Below are 20,381 nucleotides of genomic sequence, written 5' to 3'. Positions count from 1 at the left end.
TCTAACTACTGCTTCGTATGCTTCTTCATAAAATGATTTGAGCAGACTCTCAAATTTAGATTTAAGATACTCATGGTTTAATAAAATCTGCATTTTCCATTAAAGTATTTTTAACTCTTCATTTAACAAACTTCCTAGTAAAAGCGTTCAAACAACTACTGACCTAACACACCTTCCCACTTTCAATTTATTGGCCTAATAAATCACTCGAAAAATCAATCGGATAACCCCAACCGCCGTCTTCTTCAACCTTAGATTTTCTATAAATAACTATATCAGGAAGTGGAATGTCATTTTCATTTAGAATTCGAATAACATTCATTAGAGGGGTTAGAGAAAAATGATCTCTAAAGGCACCATATAAATTCTCAGCGCCAATATCATATACTTCTACAATTAATTTGAATAACTCTTCTTTTTTATAAGAAGATAGATGTTCAAACCCAAATGCTTTTGCATATATCATAGATTCTTCTTTTGGAAAAATGTGATCTAGCCTACTTTCCCATTCACTCAAGTCTTCAGAATACGTAAAACTAAGTAATTCCAATACAAGGTTATTCAATTTCTCCGATTTAACTCCCCATGTTTCAATCACTCTAATTATGCAATTTACTCCGAAAGCCATACGACCTCGTATTGCAATTTCCTCAAAATCATTTCTTAAATACATGATACCTCTCCTTTCTAACCCTCGAGAGATGAAATCAAGTAAGAGAGCCCAGCCAGACCTCGAACTCTCACACCAACGTACCACTGAACGAAATAAGGCGATTGATTTAGGCCTGATGAATTTAGGCACATCGATCACCCAAACTCTCAATAACTATTTTACCATAATGATATCCAAGGGTTGGGTGGAGTATGGGCATGCAAACTATACGCCAATTTTTACGGATATTTATCTCAATATAAAACCCATCCCTTGTGGCGAGGGATGGGTTTTTCCGTAAGAGGAATGTGAGTGGTTTTCTCGATCTCCTCTTTTCATCGAGGAGATCGAGAAAACCGCTTATATTTTAGTAGAAAGCTCCGCCTCTGCAGAAAGAAAATATAACTGCTACGAGGAGTATGAAACATAGTAAACCAATACCAGGATATCCACATCCACCACTCATTGTATTTCCCCCTTTCCTTATATTCATAATATAATATGTGGAAATAGAAATTATGTAAGTGCGAATATCATAGTCTGAAAAAATAGGCTTAGATTCATAGTTAGAAAAACGATAGGAAGAATTCAATGGTGCACAACGCGAGATGAAAGAAGGAGGTATCAAGAATCTGCAGTACTTCTTTCTGGGTTATGTCCAAATAGGGTACACTCTGTTTGAACAACTGTAAATGCAGTAAATCCAGGTTAGGGTTGTTCACTGGATAATACGATCAATGTATCTTAATTTTCAGTTTATTATATCCCAGTGGCTAGTTGCTGCTTTCCCCTAACACGAGGGATTTCTTCATATCAATATTTACTAGGCATAGGTATGAATGGAAAAGGTGGCCCTTCCATTGATGTGGCAATCGCCCTGAAGGTCAACGACAGGAGTGTTCGATCTTACTAGCCACTTTTTCACTCAGGATATCATCAAACAAGCCGAGATAGTTGAACGTCATCGTTTCCTTTTCTTCCGTCCGGTCGTACCGGTCCTATTCAGCGTACGGTCAAAAGCATCGTGCGTGTGTTCATAATGTCATCTTCTTGATACTTGTTCTTGATTAACCAAATAGACTAACACTATAACTCGTAACCAGTCAATTTACTAACCCAATAACCCCCAAGATGTATATAGATATCGCTATTTTTATCTTCGATAAGAGAATGCCACTCATACAGCTCCCCTTCATCCAAATAGACTATGAGACTATCCTTTATTTGCCTTCGTTTTATCCTTACGATCTCATTACAATGGTTTATATTTTCTAATGACATCAGCCAACTATACACTTTAACAAGTCTATGATCTTCCTGATGGGAGAAGTGAAATCTCAAATGATCAACTGTTCTCTTTGTAAAATCAGCAGATACAGATACTCCACTATTTAGAGCCCAGATATATTCAAAATCTTGTTCTGTGCAATATAGGAAATTAGAGCTGTCCCCCGAAAAGTCGTACCCTGACAGAGACCATAACCTCTCCATGCCTTGCAAATCTAATACAATCAACCCCTCCTGAGTCCAATTAAACGATTTTTCTTTTACTGGTATCCAAATAAAAGAGTCTTCTATTCTTTTGGGTACTATTCTCAATGACTTATTTACATCAAATTGATTCAACCTTATTTCAACATAACCATTTAAAGATGTAATTAAATCATCACTATATCCATCAAACAACAATCTACCTCTATAAAAAAGTTTGCATTTATCTTCTGCTGGCTCGGATATCCTAGCACTGGTCTCAATACTCAACATAATAAGTCCCTCCTTTTTCTTTAGCTCATCCACTTTGGAAGGCCATTTCTCCTAGGATATCTTGACCAACTACTTTTAGTAATAAATAACCAATGTATTTTTCTATCCCTGCCCGAGATGATAGTTGAAAATGAAATTCTTCTACCCATGCATCTGCCCGTCGTAAGAGATCGTCAACTGAACAAGGAGAGTACGCCCAAGCAAATCCTACTAGTTTATCATTAGGTAAGTATCTTTATTACTTTTCCATGACCAAATACCACCCCACCATTCTTAAAGTTGAATACATATCCGGCAACTATCTTATCACTTAGGGATAATTCTTCATCTAAGATACGCTTATTAGGTATTAATATCTCCACTTCGTATTCTTTTCCCTTCTTCATGATTTGCTCCTACTCTCCATAAAGAATCTTGCATGTTAATAAGTTAGAGTCAATATTAATCGGTATCATCATCCCAGACCACCCGAACCTAACCATCGAGGATTCTTCAAAAAATAAAATTCTAGCAATAAATCTCAGAGAATCATTTTTCATACTCATAACCTCCATTAATTAATGCTATACCCATGGTACTAATTAAATAAATATAACTCTACCCTTGTCGAAGAACGGATTGGTAATATCCTCAAGACTGCACACTGCCTGAAAAAGGATATTAGAGTAATTGTTTGTAATAACATCCAAAAGAACAGTTAAGGGTACTTTCTTCGTTCAGCCTCAATCCAATCAGAAAGAGTCCATAACCAAGCCTTTTCGTCGTCTCATTCGTTCCAAAAGGAAGCAGATTGCGACCTTTTTTTCTGGTCTTGCAGATACCTTTCAATTAACCGACTACGAGTCCCTTCTTCATTGGGCGTTCTCTCAAGATGGACAAGTTCATCGGTGGAAAGACCTTTTCTCAACTAGCACCATGGGTTCAATCAATTATTGCTACTATTGTCAATTACTATTTGTCATTAATCCCACTATCTTAATGACTTCTACTTCTCCCACTCTTCTATTGCCTTCTATAAAATATCCTTTTATTCCAATCCCAATCTCGTTTCTATGAACTTCTGTCCTCATTTCATGAGAAACAATCCACATCCTCGCTGTACCTTCTGGGGGACCTTTCTTATATCCAAAATTATATTTCCTTCAGCATTATTAAACTCCGGATATATCATATAATTACTTGTTACATCACTTTCATATGAAAAATCCCAACGTATTCCTTGATAGGGAATTGATCTTCTCCCGCCTTCTTTCTCAGAATAAATTCGATAATTAACATCAAAATCTTGTGACTGTAGCAATCTCTCTTCATATGGAATCCAAGTGTACTTCTTCTTGATTTTTTTAAAAACATTTAATAGAGAATAAAGTAATCCCTGTTTTTTCGTCATTTCCAATAAACTCCTATTTAATGGGTTCATTGTAGCTTAAGATAGCAGAAAGCCTATCAGGATTTGATAATTCAAAGCTAAGTGTTCCATCTGTTTTTTTCAGTCGGCTAAATGGAGTAGCGTGTCCGTTAGGGCGAAGTAGTTACACTAGCCAGCGAGAAGAACGTTCAGTTGTGTATTCTCCCATTACATCTAACAGGATCGGTTTCGAGCGCTAGGTAAAACTGACCCCTAGAAACTTCAGTCTCCATGGTCGGCATATCTCACTTTTCTGCTCGTTCACCAATAGGTTGAGAGTTGCTCTGCTATGTATTCTTTGCTCCCCCTACTTCATCGTCTCCTCTTTTTTCTTAACGATGCTCGCTTATGTCCGATCCAAACGGGGCGTAACTTGCGAAGTGTTTTCTTGAATGAGCGACCCAACATGTTAGAAATGCAATGTCCACCTCAAGACCATTTCAAAACCTCGATCCGTCTAATGGCAACCAATTCATAGGCTTCTTTGTGATAGCATTCTTTACCCGTACTGCCGTTCTTCCTAATTCGCACTTGATAGATGCACGATTCAGGCTTCTTCTCGTAAGTAGCATACCTCTCACAGACATGGCCGAGAGTATCCGATTACATCGTTTCTAATAGATCAAAGCTTTATTTCCATTTTTTAGAAGTGAGGCTTTCTTAATAATATTTCAGACATAATGCTTTTCACTTGTCAATTAGGATATATGAAATAATTTATTAGGGAAATTACACTCTTTTTTCATTTCCCTAGTTGCACATCTTGCTAGTCGTTGAGCGGTACTATTAAAATCAAACAAAGTGTGTTCTTGTCCCGGAACAGAGTCTAGGAGTAGGATCATTTGAGTTTTTTTGTTAAGCTCAATCCTGCCCAACTGTTCTTCACTTGGGCCGAATTTGTATATCACTCTAATATCATCTTCGGTTTCTTTAATCAACATGCAATACGCTCCCAACAATTAACTCTCCTTTTTAATCAACTTCTCCCTAGAGTATTCGTTCTTTATAGCTAATTCATATGACTAGCGACGGACAAGTCATCGTTGGAAGAAATTCATTCTCATATGCCACGGATATTATCTATGAATCATAATATAATGTATCTGGAAAAATACCGCCTTCTTTCATTACACATCTAGCTAAGCGTGTTGCCGCAACTTCAAAGTATTTTTTGTTTTTTTTAACCCTAGGTATTGACTCTAACTGACGGAATGATTTGTTAATTTTATCTAATTCTATTCTACCTAATAAACTTTTGTCATATCCGATTTCAGGAACATACTCATTTGGTCCATACTTATAAACAACTCTTTGATTGTCTTCAAATTCTTTATACATTACAATAGACACACTCATTACAAAGCTAACTCCTTTCCCACATACGTCTCCCTTATTATCATACAATATTTACATGTCGTTGTGGTATTGGTTCTATAGTAGGCAGGCTTGGCCTTTTTCATGGTCGTCATCTACAGACGCTCATCCCATAGCTCAGAAATGTAGATATGATTTATTTCACCAACGTTATCTTCACTCAGGATGTCTTAACATTACGAGGTAGTTAAAGGTGTTCGTTCCCTCCTTTTCCGTCCCAGCCATATCTGTCTAGCTCAATGTAGGGTCAAAGGCAAGGTGTCATTTGTATACGCCAACGTGTTCAACGTGCATTCTTTTTGAGGCTTGATGAACTTTCATCAAGACGTCGAGCCATCGCGTTTTAATTATAAAAACAGGCTGTCAAGATTCTCGCAAAAGCCCACAAATATCATACCTTCATAACTGGTTTATAGTTGAAGATATAAACCAGTTATGCTCAAGAAAAATGGAAAAGTTCATCAGGGAAAACGCTACCTTCTGTAAACTATGGAAATAATATCTAGATAAACGTCCCCCTGCACGATTGTAGTAAGTAAGCCCTTTTTCTCCAGGAGCCGGTTCTATTTGTTGGAACATAAGAGTTTCTTTATTAAGCTCGATTCGTCCCATTGATCGTTCATTTGGTCCATACTTGTAAATGACCCTTTGTTCATCTTCCATCTCTTTTAGCAAAAGCACAGAAATACCCATATTATAATTCACTCCCTAATACCAGAACCCTAAGGACGCCAAGGATCTACAGTCTCCCCTTCCACCGTCTGTGAGGCGGTGTTATCAGCCGTTTTAGCCACTGAGGTATAGTAAACTTGTTACTACAGGTTATCTGCATAATAAAGAAATGCTTTACTTCTACTGATCGTTACAACTTTGCTTGGTCAAATTAACTCATTATCACTGTTCTCCTCCTAAAACGACCTCTGACTAACTTCGCGAATAATTTCCTCCATATCCCCTGAGTTGTACTTTTTCTTCCTTATGATAAGCTCATCTGAGATACATTCAATAGTAGAATCTTGGAGGCAAAAGATAAAGTGCTTCTTGTTTGTTAGTTTTTCCGGTGTGTACGAAGGATGAATTTGAGACTGTTTATCTAATTCAATTATCCATTGCGAGTTCTCGACTTGAAATACTCCTAATGATTGCAACCCCTTCTCCCATAGCCGATGACTTCTACGGATTTCTTCGTTTGGAGTCCCTGATTGAAATTTCATACAATTAGGAAGTTCCATAATAACTATTTCATCTTTATAATCACTATTAGAAGATGGATCATTCCAAACAGGTTCATTTACATAATTGAAAATCAAAATAGTTTTTCTATCATTAGAGAGCAAAAATGGTTCTGATATGTTCCATCCAATTAAGCTCTCAACAGCTGTTACTACTTCTTCATTATCTTTGAAGTTCAAATTAGCCCTCCTCCACTTTACTTTTAAATGACTGCACTAGTAACCTGTTACAGTCGCTTCACATGTTACATTTCCTACTCAAGACTACTCTAAAATATTTTATAATATCTGTCTGCCATTAACGTAACACCTATCCTCAAGTCGTGATCTTAACAGAATAGTGAGTGGACAGAAGACCGGACAGGGTACCGCTCCTTTGTACAATTACAAGTCTAGTGAGCAAATCCATTAGTTTATTAGTTCATTCAGATTATGCAGTGAGTTTGCACCCCTATAATTTTGATCAAAAGAAAACTCCATTCCTCCTAATTCGAAAGACGCTCAACTCTGTTTAATTATATTCAATGGTTCTTATTTCATCAGCAATAATAGCCACCAAAATAGTACTAGAGAATAGAAATTTTATTCCCCCGTATTCAAGCTGAAAATTAATCACTTTATTTTCTTCTAGCCAAACGGTAAAGCCGTTTTCAATATGCTGAACAAACGTACCACTATCTGGTGATAATTCAATCTCTAAAACAGGAAAGCCTTTTTTATATCTCATATTTTCTGAGAATGTACAAAGACTCTTATCTATAATACTAGGGAACATATCCAATTCTGCTAGGCAATTATTATCATCCAACCACATCATTGCCAATCTATTTACCCGATAGTTAATACAATCATCAGACATAAAATTTGTTATAATATTGTAGTTTCCAGCCTCAGGAGCATACGAGGCCTCTACCACTGCTCCATATTTTTCTTCCCTCACACCTCTTAGATATACCATAACAATCCCCCTGGAGTAAAAGCTACAAGACCATTTAAAAGAGGAGTCAATCCTCCCTGACTAGTAAATTAAGCTCCTTCTCTTGCATGACATGACCTCTATTGACGCATTTCATATATCTTTAATGGATTTTAGAATGTTGCACTCCATCAAATTGCCGTATTGGTAGATGTAAGTGCACCATCTATGAAACTATCAAGGACAGTCTGAGAGAATGAGAGCATTAAATTTCCGAATTAGGCTCCTTCTTTTCCATAGTCTTTTAAGGCGACCCAATAGAATAATTACACTTATTATAATAAAATCCTTTTTTTAGTATAATACTTCGAAGGTCCGCTTTCCCAATAGGTTACAATCAAAATCAACCAAATTTAATTCAGATACCACAAGCTCAACAGACAATTCTTTCTCTAATTCAACTACAAAATCTTGATTTGACCACCCTGTACTTTCTGAATAGATCTTATTTCCCAATTTCACTTCCATATTAATAATTGGCATTAAATGCTTACACAACATCACCTCTATATCACCTACTTTTATAATTTGTACAACTGAAGGACTACGATAATCTTAAATGAGGTGTGTTGTTCTAATGCTCACACTAAACGAGAGGTCCTACTTTAGATCTCCATTCATTTAAAAATTCATTCCTCGGTATCTCTGTTGCCTCAAATTCTTTTTGTGCAGAGATTTCTTCAATAGTACCTACAGGGACTGGAGATAAGAAAGCTCCCATTTCCAATGTCTTTGTCGCGTATTTTACCTTCCCATCTCTATATAACACTATCTTTCGAATTTCATAACCTTCTTGATCAACTTCTAAAAAATACGTAGTAGGCTCATCTTGCAATTCATGGATCCAAGTTACTTTCATATATTTCATTAGTATAAACTCCTTGTTTGAAAAAGACATTGTAACCTGTATACCTAGATACGATAACCAAAACAGAATACTTGTTGTAATCCACTAACTTCCAAATTTGCACATCTTGAAAGGGCCTCTTCCCTTTTCATGAAGTCTTACGTCCCACTCATCCTAGGTGTCAATCCAGCCACAAGAAAAACACTAGTCCCCTGCAATATGAATTCTACTTATCTTTTTATTCGCTAGATTTTCAATTATAAAATCCAACTCAAAGAGATACCGTTCGTCCACTCTATTCTTTATTTCGCAAAGTTGTTGAATTAATTTATCTATATCTCGCTCTTTTAAGGTTATATCTGTTTTATAGTAGTCTTTGATTTTTCTAAGAATTAGATGACTACTCCAATTAGAAGTAGAACTAAAAATACTTTTACGTAGCTCATTTGAAATTTCAATAACATGTAGGTTAAAACCACCTTCACTATAAATCACTACATCAAGCCCCATTATTATCCTTCTTTTATTTTTCGCATCCATATTGTCTATGTATCCTGAGTTTGTTCCCAAAATTGCCTACCTTAATCATGTTTCACTGATTTCTCTTCTAAGAATTTCTTTATTCGAGAAATATTCTCCCCTGCCTTTCCACTCAGAATATCTTCCGACCAGCAGGGATAGTTGAACGTTGTCATTTCCTCTTAATAGCGACCGAAGATTGGTCAAATAGTGCCTATCCCTAGAATTACTCATATAAATAGGTAGCTTCCATAAAAATGGTGGGGTATTATCTAGCAATACGAGCCTTACTTCGTCAAAGTACTGACTTCCACAGAGATTTGAGGTTGGATTTTAATAATAATCCGTGTATACGCATCTTCATAATCAAATATACTCTCGAGTATATCATTACCTCTCCAATTATCCACTCTCATTACTACTCCATTTTCAAATGATAAACAAGAAATAGTGCTTCCTAAGTACTTCATTATCACTTGGAATGACTTTTCAATAGCATTGAGAGAGATCCTCACTTCTATATCTCTATCTTGAACTTCATAACACCAGAACCCATCCTGCGGGTCAGATTCAACCGGCTCATCTCCGAAAAAGCCTATTAATGTATACTCTTCCGGAATGTCAAACTCCCAACTATTCATTGTTTAAATCATCACCTTGACTTTAATGACTTCCTAGGAATAACTGTGGTTAATCTGCGAGACCGACCATCCAATATTCCCTATTTAGACTCGAAAAATGTAAAGGACATATCCATACAGCCAGAGAGGATATTCCTTTGTCTTGTTGTCTTAGATAGGACATTGCCGCCCACTTCAATCTCTACGATAGACTTTCCACCTTCAGCAGTAAGGACCTTCGTTCTATCCACAAAGCAAAAACTAGGAAGCACATCTATCACTGCACCATTTATAGTTCACTTTGCCCTGTCAATGCTCACCCTGCTTCAGAGAGTATTAAAATAAATTCCCGTCCCTCTTGATCCAAGCGACTCTTAGCGTTATTGGTAAACAAGATTAGTTTATAATCAAGCTTAAGGCGGAAGTGCCTGCATCAATTATATAATCTATCTCGAATTACTTATCCATCCATATCCTCCACCGCTCTTACCCCCACAATTAGGGCAACGTTTGACTAATCGATTATTTGGCTCCCAAGTATATGTGCAATTTGTACACATGTACCATCCGTCACCTAAATTTTCTGCCGGCATTAGAGGGGATAGGATAATTTCTTCTCCAAAACGACTCTCTCTACCCATCCAGTCTGAAGCATCACGATATAGCATCCTTGAACATGTAATTTTATTGCAATCAAAATCAAGTTTAATGCATTTTTCCCCGTTCATTTTATTTACCTTGTATTCACCAAATGCATTAGACAAATAGTTAGACTCCACCAAATCTAATTTTCTAACGTTGCCAAGTAATATCTCTATCGCAGATGGGCTTTTCCATTGCCGTTGAATGAGAATTCTGAGGTTATATTGGAAATCAATCGACATTGACAAATCACCATCTATATAGGCTTCATTTAAGATATGCATCTCTTTAATTAAGCCATCATGAAGATTATGTGTTAATTTAAAGAAGTCATCAAGCTTTTCTTGTGAGTCTACATCTACAAAGCAATCGAGAGGTTTATAATCTAAAAAATTTTCCATTTTTCTAACACTCCTATTACGATTTGATTAGTAACCAGTCATAAAAAACACATGACAGGTTACATACAACATTTATCTATAAATGTTAAAACTCTTCCCCTTTATCTATCAATCCTTTCATCATTATGATGGATTTCTCTTGCAAGGACTATTCTTATTTAACTAGCACCACAAGTCACAGATAAAAGCCCGTTCCACTTATCCAAGTCACAATTAATGTAGATCATTAGATGAAGGATTTATTGTCTTGAATTTTCTATACGGAGTAATTCATCTTTAATAATTTCACTACTATCAGTCTTCAGCATCTCCATTGCCTTTGCTAGGAAGTTTGAAGAGGATTCCCTTAATATTCTCAAGGAAACATACCTTATCATCTCATCATCATTAACTATCCTTCTAAATGCTTCTTCATTCGCAACATCTGGATTTGTTCTCGCTAAAGAAATCAGTGCTCTTCTTTCAACATACTTATTTTCATCTTCTAATAGATGCATTAGATGACTTTTAAAGTTGCAATCGGTTTTTCTGCCGATTAGCTCTGCAATTTGCCATCTCGTACTGTATAGTGGGAAATTAATTCCCACTGAAACTATGTGTTCTAACCTTTCATCATCGACTTTTTCAGTTAATAGATCAAGAATATCTTCTACTTCATGATCAAGACCGAGGACAGTAAGAATTAAGGGTATAAAATCTTGTATATCAATTTCAGATGCAGTAATTTGACTAATGAGTTCAGCCGTTAATTTAATTACCTTTCTCCAATTAGGATATAGAGTAGCATCTATTTCAACCGTTGACTTCCCATAATTAATTTTATCAATTCCAGCCCAATTCCAAAATTCGTTTAATTCCTTTTCAACTTCATGCCCGATGAGCCATTTGATCAGGAAATTCACTTCCTCCCCTTACTATATCAGGAAAAGAGCCTATCGATACGGGCACCACGTTGATCATCCCTTCCCGCTTATGCAAGTTGACCTTGTCGTAATTAGCCAGCGAGATTTGGCCACTCGGAAAACGGCGGAATGCCTTTGTCAGCAAGTAAAGTATATTCCTTCTTCTTGTTCACTTCCACAAAGTCCATCGAATCACTTCTTTTCATAGCAAAAAATACCCTCGTTACAAGAGTGCTTTGCTGTTTCGCTATTGTAATGGCGAACCTGTCCTGCACTTCAACGTAGGACATTCCATATTTCCTTAACTGATTTTCCATCAATACGAGCTTGCTCAAGCATTTCTTCTCCCGTCTCATACCATTGTTCATTAATTGGACCTGACTGATAAAAAAGCCAACCTCTCCCTTGGTGATGTGGAATCATCCAGTATTCCTTCCCATTATAGTGGAAGTCTATTTCATCACCCCAACTAATTCTCTCCAAGAGATCTTCATATGATTCCCTGTCCATCCCCATATTTTCATCAAACACTCCCCTCAAGTAGAACTACACCTTCAACAGAGAAACAGAGCTATCCGTCATCAATAGGTGGAATCCAAGACACGACTAGCCACATACTGTCATTCTAAATAATAGGTTAGCAAGCTAGCACGTAATGGGACCTTCTAGTATATTAGATTACCACAATCCCCTTATTCATCCTCCATAGTGATAGCGTTTTTTTGCATCTCTCTTGATAAATTTCACTGATCCTTCATCAATAGCTCCAAACACACAAAAATTTTTTATGGCTTCCTCAAGCGTCATTCTATTTGGGAGGCTATACACCGTTAACGTCTGATCATCATTCCCATCATCCTCCCAAAAACAAACTGGGCAAATGTCATACTGACCCCTTTCTTCTATTGTCATGTACCGACAGCAGGGACACGTGAATAACTGTTCTTCTGATCCTTCACTCTCTATCTTTTCTCCTTTAATCCAAGAAAGTTGGGAGGAAATGTACTCGTTTTTTACACCGAACCAATCAAACTTTAATGACTCTATGAGAAGAGGGTTATACCTCTGGCTCGTTATGTCCTCTGTTGGTTCTTGGAATCGACTTAACTCAAACTGCAATTCCTTTGGAAGACATAAATACTCAGGATCTTCTTGGTCAATTCCCCACCAGTCTAGTAGTCTTGATTCACGCTCTTCTACTGAAAGCTTCTCCAAATCATACAAAGCAATCATTAAAATTGCTCTTCTTCTCTCCATATTCGTTCGCCCTCGCACCTTTTAACTCCACTGAGTTTTTCTGCCGTCTCAATCGCTTATTTATAATAGTGAAGAAATTCCCTTATCAGTTCAGTTTAACAAAGATTAATTTAAAAATGAAAAACGTCGAGAAAGAATCATGCTACTCTTTCCTGAAAAGTGATCTCGTTTCTGTCATCTATTCAAGATGAAAAGAGCAATCCTTCGGATTAGTGAGGGATTGCTCTTTTTTACTCCATCTTGCACTTATCATCGTTCGAATGGGTCATCCACACGTATTCCCCAGTGAAACCCACGGTCGTAGAGGAGCCTAGCGTCGGAATCTGTGGCGATCACCATGTCCTTATCGCCACTGAGTTGCATGGTGCCGTCCGCCTGTTCTTGGACTATCAGGTCGAAAGTCTGCTCGGGTATGGACTCGTACTCCTCCACAGTCTGTCCCGGCATACGTAGCTCACGCAATTTTAATTGGACGGTTTCGTCTCCTTCACGTTGATAGGTTCCTTCCAAAAGCGATCCGTCAGCGACTCGAACCTGGACGTTTGCGATCCCATTGGTCTCTACATCACCAAATGCGATCTTTTGCCACCGCGTGTCCTCAGACAATTGTGCAGCTGGAGCCTCCGAATCTTCCTGCACAACCCAAACTCCAGCGGGTGCGGACTCGTTGATATCTCTTATTGGCTGAGTAGTGAATGCTAACCAGCCTACGAGTCCTAGTATCAATAAACTGGTAATAGGGCCGGCGATCCTGGTCGCGCGTGAAAATTTGGGCCAAGGGATAAGTAATGGTGTAGTAGCGGTTGAGATCTGTCCCTGACCAAACATCGACTTTGACATACGTGTCATCCATGGCAGAAGAACGATCGCGGACATGATAAACAGAGCAAGCGATATCTGTTTTCCCGGCATATCGTAGCCTAGATTCAGAACGAAAACAAACGACATCGTGGCCAGACCTAGCATCGCACCGAATGCGACGGTGCGATGCCAAATCAGAGCAATGGCTGCACCGACCTCAGCAACTCCGGCGAGAGTTTGAAACAGCGGAGAAAACGACACCATTCGTGACAGTAGACCCATTGGACTCATCTCGCCTTGAGAAATCAGTGCGTCTCCCAGATCAGGTACCCCGAACTGGCCAAGGCCAAGCTTGATCGCACCGTTGTACATAAGGGTGATAGCCAGAAGGAACCTTATAGCGCCGTGTATCCACCACATAAAAGTCCGCCTTTTTTCTTTGTGATCCATAATACGCTCCTTTAAATGTATTTTCCTGATTAAACCATCCAGCAGTTCGTTCATCACTTTGCCAGTCTCAAAAATCGCTTAGTCATCAGTCATGACCTTTCGAAAACAAACATACGTAAACAATGCTGCACCGATTACCCAAACGGCAATTATTCCCAAATGGAGCCAAAAGCTGTTATCCAGCATTTCGATTGCTTGCATGACTGGAAACGTATTGGTAATTTTAATCACTATACTGTCTTCAGCAAGGTTAAAGAATCCAACCATCGGTGTGAATCCAAACAGGAACATGACTGGAATCAAGTAACCAGATGTTGCAGCTAGCGATTTCGAAAACAACCCTATACCGATACCCAACAACAAAAAGAACAAGAACATCAAGACAAGTCCCACGATTGCCCTGAAGTTCAAAATCGGTTCAATTCCAACTATCATTAGCGAGACTACAAGGCAAATAATAGTGATTATTCCGGTGACCAGACTTTTTCCGATAATGATATCCAAAAGCGATGCAGGAGACTGTATCAATCCGCGCATTGTATTCCTCTCATTTTCTTCGGCCATCATAGTCATTATGGTGCCTGTTGTAACCATTGAAAAAGTTCCACCTATAATCACATAGATAAAATTAATTTGAAGTTCTCCATCACCAATCAAGGAGTAAATTAACGCTATTAAGATAGAACTTATTGGTATCACCAACAGCGTCATGTTTTTCGTGAAGTCTTTTATGTCTTTTTCAAAAATGGCATTTATTCGTTGAACGCTCATTATTCCAGCTCCCTTCCAGTCACTTTTATAAAGATCTGTCCAAGTGTCGGATTATCAGTATGCATTGCTTTTACTTGACCGCTTGCGACCAGTTCTCTGATTTGATCGGCTTTCTCTGGTTGATTTTCAATGACCAGTTGATTACCTGCAAAAGTTTCCACATGAAAAGCATGGGTCGAGTATTTGTAGCGTAGTGAGTTCGGACTGTCTAATTCCTGTAGTCCACCATTATGCAAAAACGCAACACGGTCACATAACTCAGTTGCTTCTTCCATATTATGGGTAGTCAAGAAAATTGTTGTGCCGGCCTCATTCAGCTTTTGCAGGCCACGGTGAATGTGTGCCATATTTCCAGGATCCAGAGCAGATGTCGGTTCATCCAGAAATACCAGTTCAGGCTTATGAATAAGAGCTTTGGCCAGCAGTACACGCTGCTTCATTCCTTTTGACAGCCTCGAGATCGTTTTGGAACGCTCATGGTGCAAATTAACTTCCCGTAGTACCACGTCAATTTGATTCAGTGGTGCACTATATAATTTACAGAATAATTTCAGGTTATCATAGATGGTCAGCCGCTCATATAACGAGCTGTTATCCGATAATATCCCAACCTGGGATTTGAAATCTGATGTTCCAAACTTTGCCGAATCAATACCGAGCACTTTCACGTCACCAGAGGTTTGTGATAGCTCGCCGGTCAATATTTTAACTGTAGTTGTTTTGCCAGATCCACTTGGACCAAGAAATCCGAAAATTTCCCCCTGCTTAACATTGAAACTGACATTTTTAATGGCGGTTTTTGTGCCAAAAACTTTCTGCATTCCTTTTACTTCAATTGTATTTTTCAACTAGAACCCTCCTTTGATCAATTGCCTTAATCATAGTGGATTGAGCTGTAAGGTTCAGTCATATCACTACGAAACATACCAAAAAGGAGGTGAACTGTACCACATTCAAGTTAACAAACTCTCATTATTCTAGCTTGTAATGGTGAATTGTATCTATTTAAGGCTTAATTTCTCCTGGATATCCTGAATTTTGGAACGAGACAGTGGAATGGTTGACATATTTTTATTATTAATTCTAAGTGAGTATGTGTTTTTCGACCATGTAATGATCTCGCGTACCTTTTGCAGATTCACTACATAGGACCGGTGACAACGATAAAATCCATAACCCTCCAATTTCTTATTAACTTCGGTCAGTGTGGAATCCATAGCATATGACTCCTCATTGATGATAATCATCGTCTTTCCATCCTGGCTTTCTATATAATCTATCTCTGGCGGGTCAAATAGAATCATTTTATCACCCACCTTTGCCGAGATTTTGAATATATCTGCAGTAGTTGGTTCGATGGAACTCTCCAGTTCAGGCGTTATTGAGCTCCCTTTATCAATTTCAACTTGCTGAATACCATTTTGCTGAAGCTCGTACGCAATGTCACCAAGTAAAAGCGCGTGTTCCATATTAGATACTAAAATGAGTACAGATATCGGCAATTCCTTTATTTTTCGAATCATATTGATAAACGTATTTACTGTTATGACATCAACACCATGTATTGGATCTAGAAATACCATTGAATTAAAACCGCTTAAAAAATATTTAGCGAAGAAAACTCGGCGGATTTCGGATTCTGAGCACTTGTACAAAGTTTTCTTTGCACAACTGTACAGTTCAAACTGCACGAGAATTTCTGATAACTGCATCTTACATTCGAACCACTTATGAAAAAAAGCGATATTGTCTTCTACCGATAAACGCATATATAATCCCTCTTGTTGATCAAAAATCGGAATGTTGGTATTGTTGCGGAGGACCTTCACCAGCTCAGTCTGCACCTCCGTATCACTGTAAACAGAGGTTGTTTGCGAATCGCTGATGGTAAGGGAAAATAAGGGAAGCGACTTTCCATTTATCATCTCTTTGTCGATTGTAAAATTGGCCATTTTTCCATCCTTTCTTTTACTTTCAATTAAATTTTCGTAAACGAGAGGTAACCTGCTTTCACTGGTTCACTTTTATTTTCGCTTTGATCATTTTCCTGTTAATTTTCATTTGTCATATAACATCTGTCACCTTCAATTAGGGATGAGAGCACTTATTAGATTTATTAAGCAACTTAGTATTGGGATTTACAATAAAGATTACCCAAAACAAGTTATTTTATCCACATAGTATTTCTAATAATCACAGTCAAAAAATATCAAGGCATAAATGGATAAAAGTTTCGCAACTTCCTTCAAAAAATCGCGACTTTATTTCAAACCTACGACTAAATGTTAATGTCATACCAGGCGTTTTGATTTGCCTTAATATATAAATTCGAAGACGGCAATCTACTATTTATTCGAGAATTGAAAAAGGACCGATCTCTGACCTGGTCAAGCAAAGTTGTAACGGTCAGTAGAAAAAGATTAAGCTGAGCGTGCCTCCATGGGGGTTTTCCCACCTAGAGCACTATGGGGTCTTACATTGATGGTAATAACGAAAAATATATCCGTGATGAGTTCGTTGAGATGTCCATCGTCATCGATGACGTAATGATGAAGGTGTTCATTTTTTAGTTTGCCGAAGAAGGACTCCATAGGTGCATTATCGTATGGGCATCCCGCCTGACTCATGCTTTGTTTGATGCCATTCTGCTCACAAAAATGAATAAAGGCTTTAGAGGTGAATTGAACCCCTTGATCACTATGTAAAATCAGCCCTTTCTTTGGTGAATGTTGATCGAGTGCTTGTTGCAAGGTTTCGATCGCTAAGTCTGCCGTAATATAGGCGGCGGTTTTCGTTGCTACAATGCTACGATCCTTCAAATCGTGAATCGAACAATTGTTTCTCATCCGTCCATTTGACAGGCGGATATAAGTGAAATCCGTACACCCCCGCTGGTCTGTGTGGGAGGGAGAGAAATCCCTATTAAGAATATTCGGAAATACTTTGTGAGGCTTTCCCTTTAGATAAGGAGATTTCCTTTTATATACAATCGAACGTAGGCCGAGTTCTTTCATATACTTATGAACGGTTATCGGACTAAACGATTGACCCTCTTGGGAAAGTTGACGCTGAATCATCCGGTAACCCATTTTCCCGTTATAACAATGGTAAATATCCGTGATTGCCGATTGCGTAGCTTCTTTCTGTTTGAAATACGCCGCTTTTCGTTCCTTTCGGTAGTTGTAGTAGGCATGGGGAGATAACTGGAACCGCTTGAGTAGCCATCGGACACCAAACTCAGGGGCATGTTCTCTTATGAACGGATAGATTACTGATCGATTTCCTTCGCAAAGAATGCGGCCGCCTTTTTTAGGAAGCGGACTTCCTTTTCTAGCTCTTCTTTTTCTTTCCTTAGTTGAGCCAGTTGGTCAAAAGGATCGATCTCTGGTGCTCCGTTCGTTTGCTGACTGTTTAACCATTCTTTGCGGTATTGCTTCACCCATTTGTTTAGGCTTCCGTTCCCCAGACGATACTCCCTCGTCAAACTACTCATGGTTCGTCCGTCTTCCAAATGCATACGGACCAACTTTTCTTTAAGTGATTCATCGTAATGTTTTCTTCCCATTTGGCAACACCACTTTCTTTGATTCTAGTATATCGTTTTTATTCTACGTGGTGTTACAACTTCACTATATCACGTCACTTATAGATTACCACCTCCTCATCTTCTTTTTCTTTAACTAGAGATACAGAAATAGCCATATATCTCCCTCCACCTATTTCAACTAGTTTTCTATTGCTTTTCAGCACTATATACTAACGCATAGTAATAACTATTCCCATTTCTATTACTGTAATCAGCAATAAATTTTATCGCTCTCTTTTTACTTTCTAATATAAAATCCCCCCATTTTTTATTGTCACCTCTATTAATGTACCAATTATCATAGGTTATCTCTAATTCACCTTTTTCCAAGATATAGACATCACCGCCTACAATCGCGAACCCTTTTTTAGTGAGGTAATCTATCACCCGAAAAGAATCCTCTTTTCCCCATGCATAGTTAGATACACCTATCCTCTCTAAAGAGTAGGCCTTATTTACCATTTCTAAGGGATAATCATTTGGAAACACTCATCATTGCTCCTTTACTCTATATAATTGTCCATTTCTATTTATCCTCCAGTCAAACTCTTTAAACCACAATACATAAATAAGCTACCATCCATTACTCATTATATGATTCAAGTGACACTTCTCTCTTTTAAGCCAATCATAATGCTTTTCAATCATCTTTTCATAAAATTCCTTTGAATAATACTCTTCAGGTTCAATATTGTTATTTTTCCCTTGAACAATATGCGGACTATCCATTGGATAGTTAAACCCCTCCCAAAACTCAGTCAAACTAATCATTCCATACAGAGGATCTCGAGAAAGATCTTTTAAAGCTTTCTTTAATAGAAGCAGTCTCCATTTTCGAATCTCTATTTCTCTAGTACTACCTACTTTCTTAGACAACTCTCTTAAACTGTTTTTTATACTTTCATATTCCGAATCATATGCCGATGCAATGGAAATGACATTTTCATCTGATAAATCATCTGGTACTCTACTTAACTCTTCAACTGCAAAACTGATAATATCTATTACATCAATTAGAGGAGTATGATTTACTGGTCCATCCAGACCGATTAGCAAAGTCATCCAATTAACATCGATGTTTTCCTCTTTGAACAAATCAATATAACTCATTTCTTAATTGGCACCCCTATAAATGCAGTAATACCCACATTACATCTTCTTGTTGACATTGGTCATTCGATACTAGCCTCTCTTAAGATCACTAATTATACTTTCATTTAATTTCATCATCCAATCAGATAACATTCTTTCTCATAATATATTATATACCACATATATTATGAGAAAGGATGTTCAGATAAATGGCCAATAGAGAAGCCATATTAAACTTCCTCTGTAATCGTTTTGCGAAAATAATCAATGGGACTGCGTTCGGTGTTTTTAATGGTTTTTGTGATGCAGGCGTACAAAGAAATATCCCCGTCCGTATCCTAGGACGTTCTGCCAATCAAGCTGGGCTCGCTACAGGCGCATTTTTTAATTTTGGAAACTTCGACAGTCAAGGAAGAGCACTAAATGTGGGTCAGATCCCCCTCTTACCGAAAGAAGTTGACCCTTTCGTTCAGTCACTACTTTCAGATCGTCTTATTGTGAGTGGGGTCAATATTCCTTATCTGACAGCCGAGCCTCAAATCGTTGATATTGGTGTTGAAAGCATTGAAAACCCTCTTTCATTTGGAACTAAAATTGCTCGCGCGTTCAATACGCTCTCAATAAAGCCTATGCCTATATCACAGAGAGACTCATTCTTATGCGACCTATTCGCAAATGCCCTCGGCGCCACGCAAAACTTTGGTGTAGTAGGTGAATTTTGTGATGCAGGCATATTTAGAGATTTTCCAGTGGAAATCCTGGGCCGGTCCGCCATCGGTGCGAATGAGGTCACCTCTTCTTTCTTTAATTCTGGAAGTCTAGACAAACAAGGAGTAGCCTTAAACCTAGCACAGATTTCTGTTCGTCCACAAGAAGTCAATCCGATTGTTAACGCTCTACATGCAGAAGGGATCCCAATATCTTCTGTCGATAACCCCTTTTTATTTTCTAATCCTTTGATTAACCAAGTGCGTGCGGAAAAGCTCGAGAATCCAATAATCTTTGCGAGAAAGATCGCAAGAGCATTTCAAGTATTGAAGAGATAAAGCAAGATATCTGCGGTTGCGGTAAAACCTGTTATACGACT

General features: G+C 38.0%; 27 protein-coding genes. 2 read left to right on the top strand and 25 right to left on the bottom strand.

Going from position 1 to position 20,381, the window contains the following annotated elements:
- Window positions 1-187: 187 nt before the first annotated feature.
- The 3 genes from AC6RGY_RS03160 to AC6RGY_RS03150 form a co-directional block, all read right to left on the bottom strand.
- The gene (locus AC6RGY_RS03160; protein WP_499859747.1) at window positions 188-673 is read right to left on the bottom strand and encodes a hypothetical protein; all 486 of its coding nucleotides are present in this window, start codon (window positions 671-673) and stop codon (window positions 188-190) included.
- A 1,065-nt stretch (window positions 674-1,738) separates the two neighbouring features.
- Window positions 1,739-2,416, bottom strand: coding sequence for a hypothetical protein (locus AC6RGY_RS03155; RefSeq protein WP_499859746.1), 678 nt, complete (start codon window positions 2,414-2,416; stop codon window positions 1,739-1,741).
- A 221-nt stretch (window positions 2,417-2,637) separates the two neighbouring features.
- Window positions 2,638-2,802 carry a hypothetical protein gene (locus AC6RGY_RS03150; RefSeq protein WP_499859745.1) on the bottom strand — a complete coding sequence of 55 codons (165 nt, stop codon included), beginning with the start codon at window positions 2,800-2,802 and terminating at the stop codon, window positions 2,638-2,640.
- Between the two features lie 283 nt (window positions 2,803-3,085).
- Here AC6RGY_RS03150 and AC6RGY_RS03145 point away from each other — a divergent pair, with 283 nt between their 5' ends.
- Window positions 3,086-3,472, top strand: coding sequence for a hypothetical protein (locus tag AC6RGY_RS03145; RefSeq protein ID WP_499859744.1), 387 nt, complete (start codon window positions 3,086-3,088; stop codon window positions 3,470-3,472).
- A 10-nt stretch (window positions 3,473-3,482) separates the two neighbouring features.
- Here AC6RGY_RS03145 and AC6RGY_RS03140 read toward each other — a convergent pair whose 3' ends face one another.
- The 22 genes from AC6RGY_RS03140 to AC6RGY_RS03035 all read right to left on the bottom strand — a co-directional run bounded on the left by AC6RGY_RS03140 (window position 3,483) and on the right by AC6RGY_RS03035 (window position 19,312).
- Entirely contained in the window at window positions 3,483-3,806 is a 324-nt protein-coding gene (locus AC6RGY_RS03140; RefSeq protein ID WP_499859743.1) for a hypothetical protein, read from the bottom strand.
- A 716-nt stretch (window positions 3,807-4,522) separates the two neighbouring features.
- Window positions 4,523-4,765, bottom strand: coding sequence for a hypothetical protein (locus AC6RGY_RS03135; RefSeq protein ID WP_499859742.1), 243 nt, complete (start codon window positions 4,763-4,765; stop codon window positions 4,523-4,525).
- A 139-nt stretch (window positions 4,766-4,904) separates the two neighbouring features.
- Entirely contained in the window at window positions 4,905-5,180 is a 276-nt protein-coding gene (locus AC6RGY_RS03130) for a hypothetical protein (protein WP_499859741.1), read from the bottom strand.
- Between the two features lie 417 nt (window positions 5,181-5,597).
- Window positions 5,598-5,891, bottom strand: a complete 294-nt coding sequence (locus tag AC6RGY_RS03125) for a hypothetical protein (RefSeq protein WP_499859740.1) — start codon at window positions 5,889-5,891, stop codon at window positions 5,598-5,600.
- A 215-nt stretch (window positions 5,892-6,106) separates the two neighbouring features.
- On the bottom strand, window positions 6,107-6,610 hold the full coding sequence (locus AC6RGY_RS03120; RefSeq protein ID WP_499859739.1) for a hypothetical protein: 504 nt from the start codon (window positions 6,608-6,610) through the stop codon (window positions 6,107-6,109).
- Window positions 6,611-6,941: 331 nt separating this feature from the next.
- Complete coding sequence (locus tag AC6RGY_RS03115) at window positions 6,942-7,388, bottom strand: hypothetical protein (protein WP_499859738.1); 447 nt, start codon at window positions 7,386-7,388, stop codon at window positions 6,942-6,944.
- A 604-nt stretch (window positions 7,389-7,992) separates the two neighbouring features.
- A complete protein-coding gene (locus AC6RGY_RS03110; RefSeq protein ID WP_499859737.1) occupies window positions 7,993-8,274 on the bottom strand; it encodes a DUF6881 domain-containing protein in 282 nt (93 codons plus the stop codon).
- Window positions 8,275-8,457: 183 nt separating this feature from the next.
- The gene (locus AC6RGY_RS03105; RefSeq protein ID WP_499859736.1) at window positions 8,458-8,793 is read right to left on the bottom strand and encodes a hypothetical protein; all 336 of its coding nucleotides are present in this window, start codon (window positions 8,791-8,793) and stop codon (window positions 8,458-8,460) included.
- 266 nt (window positions 8,794-9,059) lie between these two features.
- Window positions 9,060-9,413: a hypothetical protein gene (locus tag AC6RGY_RS03100; RefSeq protein WP_499859735.1), complete on the bottom strand. Its 354-nt coding sequence runs from the start codon at window positions 9,411-9,413 to the stop codon at window positions 9,060-9,062.
- Between the two features lie 425 nt (window positions 9,414-9,838).
- Window positions 9,839-10,435, bottom strand: coding sequence for a hypothetical protein (locus tag AC6RGY_RS03095; RefSeq protein ID WP_499859734.1), 597 nt, complete (start codon window positions 10,433-10,435; stop codon window positions 9,839-9,841).
- Window positions 10,436-10,674: 239 nt separating this feature from the next.
- On the bottom strand, window positions 10,675-11,337 hold the full coding sequence (locus AC6RGY_RS03090; RefSeq protein WP_499859733.1) for a hypothetical protein: 663 nt from the start codon (window positions 11,335-11,337) through the stop codon (window positions 10,675-10,677).
- 92 nt (window positions 11,338-11,429) lie between these two features.
- Entirely contained in the window at window positions 11,430-11,627 is a 198-nt protein-coding gene (locus tag AC6RGY_RS03085; protein ID WP_499859732.1) for a hypothetical protein, read from the bottom strand.
- Window positions 11,614-11,877 carry a hypothetical protein gene (locus AC6RGY_RS03080; protein ID WP_499859731.1) on the bottom strand — a complete coding sequence of 88 codons (264 nt, stop codon included), beginning with the start codon at window positions 11,875-11,877 and terminating at the stop codon, window positions 11,614-11,616. The genes AC6RGY_RS03085 and AC6RGY_RS03080 overlap by 14 nt, the downstream gene beginning before the upstream one ends.
- Before the next feature lie 156 nt (window positions 11,878-12,033).
- Window positions 12,034-12,594: a CPCC family cysteine-rich protein gene (locus AC6RGY_RS03075; RefSeq protein WP_499859730.1), complete on the bottom strand. Its 561-nt coding sequence runs from the start codon at window positions 12,592-12,594 to the stop codon at window positions 12,034-12,036.
- Between the two features lie 249 nt (window positions 12,595-12,843).
- A complete protein-coding gene (locus AC6RGY_RS03070; RefSeq protein WP_499859729.1) occupies window positions 12,844-13,434 on the bottom strand; it encodes a hypothetical protein in 591 nt (196 codons plus the stop codon).
- 489 nt (window positions 13,435-13,923) lie between these two features.
- A complete protein-coding gene (locus AC6RGY_RS03065) occupies window positions 13,924-14,616 on the bottom strand; it encodes an ABC transporter permease (RefSeq protein ID WP_499859728.1) in 693 nt (230 codons plus the stop codon).
- Window positions 14,616-15,464 (bottom strand): ABC transporter ATP-binding protein, encoded by an 849-nt coding sequence (locus tag AC6RGY_RS03060; RefSeq protein ID WP_499859727.1) that lies wholly within the window; start codon window positions 15,462-15,464, stop codon window positions 14,616-14,618. The genes AC6RGY_RS03065 and AC6RGY_RS03060 overlap by 1 nt, the downstream gene beginning before the upstream one ends.
- 153 nt (window positions 15,465-15,617) lie before the next feature.
- Window positions 15,618-16,568 (bottom strand): LytTR family transcriptional regulator DNA-binding domain-containing protein, encoded by a 951-nt coding sequence (locus AC6RGY_RS03055; protein ID WP_499859726.1) that lies wholly within the window; start codon window positions 16,566-16,568, stop codon window positions 15,618-15,620.
- A 468-nt stretch (window positions 16,569-17,036) separates the two neighbouring features.
- Window positions 17,037-17,873 carry an IS3 family transposase gene (locus AC6RGY_RS03050; protein ID WP_499861446.1) on the bottom strand — a complete coding sequence of 279 codons (837 nt, stop codon included), beginning with the start codon at window positions 17,871-17,873 and terminating at the stop codon, window positions 17,037-17,039.
- Between the two features lie 11 nt (window positions 17,874-17,884).
- Window positions 17,885-18,181, bottom strand: coding sequence for a transposase (locus AC6RGY_RS03045; protein ID WP_499859725.1), 297 nt, complete (start codon window positions 18,179-18,181; stop codon window positions 17,885-17,887).
- Window positions 18,182-18,349: 168 nt separating this feature from the next.
- The gene (imm40, locus tag AC6RGY_RS03040; RefSeq protein ID WP_499859724.1) at window positions 18,350-18,691 is read right to left on the bottom strand and encodes an Imm40 family immunity protein; all 342 of its coding nucleotides are present in this window, start codon (window positions 18,689-18,691) and stop codon (window positions 18,350-18,352) included.
- 84 nt (window positions 18,692-18,775) lie between these two features.
- Window positions 18,776-19,312, bottom strand: coding sequence for a DUF2247 family protein (locus AC6RGY_RS03035; RefSeq protein WP_499859723.1), 537 nt, complete (start codon window positions 19,310-19,312; stop codon window positions 18,776-18,778).
- Between the two features lie 191 nt (window positions 19,313-19,503).
- On the opposite strand from AC6RGY_RS03035, the gene AC6RGY_RS03030 reads away from it, so the two are divergent.
- The gene (locus AC6RGY_RS03030) at window positions 19,504-20,340 is read left to right on the top strand and encodes a DUF1259 domain-containing protein (RefSeq protein WP_499859722.1); all 837 of its coding nucleotides are present in this window, start codon (window positions 19,504-19,506) and stop codon (window positions 20,338-20,340) included.
- Window positions 20,341-20,381: the final 41 nt, after the last annotated feature.

The organism is Mechercharimyces mesophilus (assembly GCF_059818345.1).
Note: the sequence above shows the minus strand (reverse complement) of the source record. Positions and strands in the feature narration are given on the sequence as shown.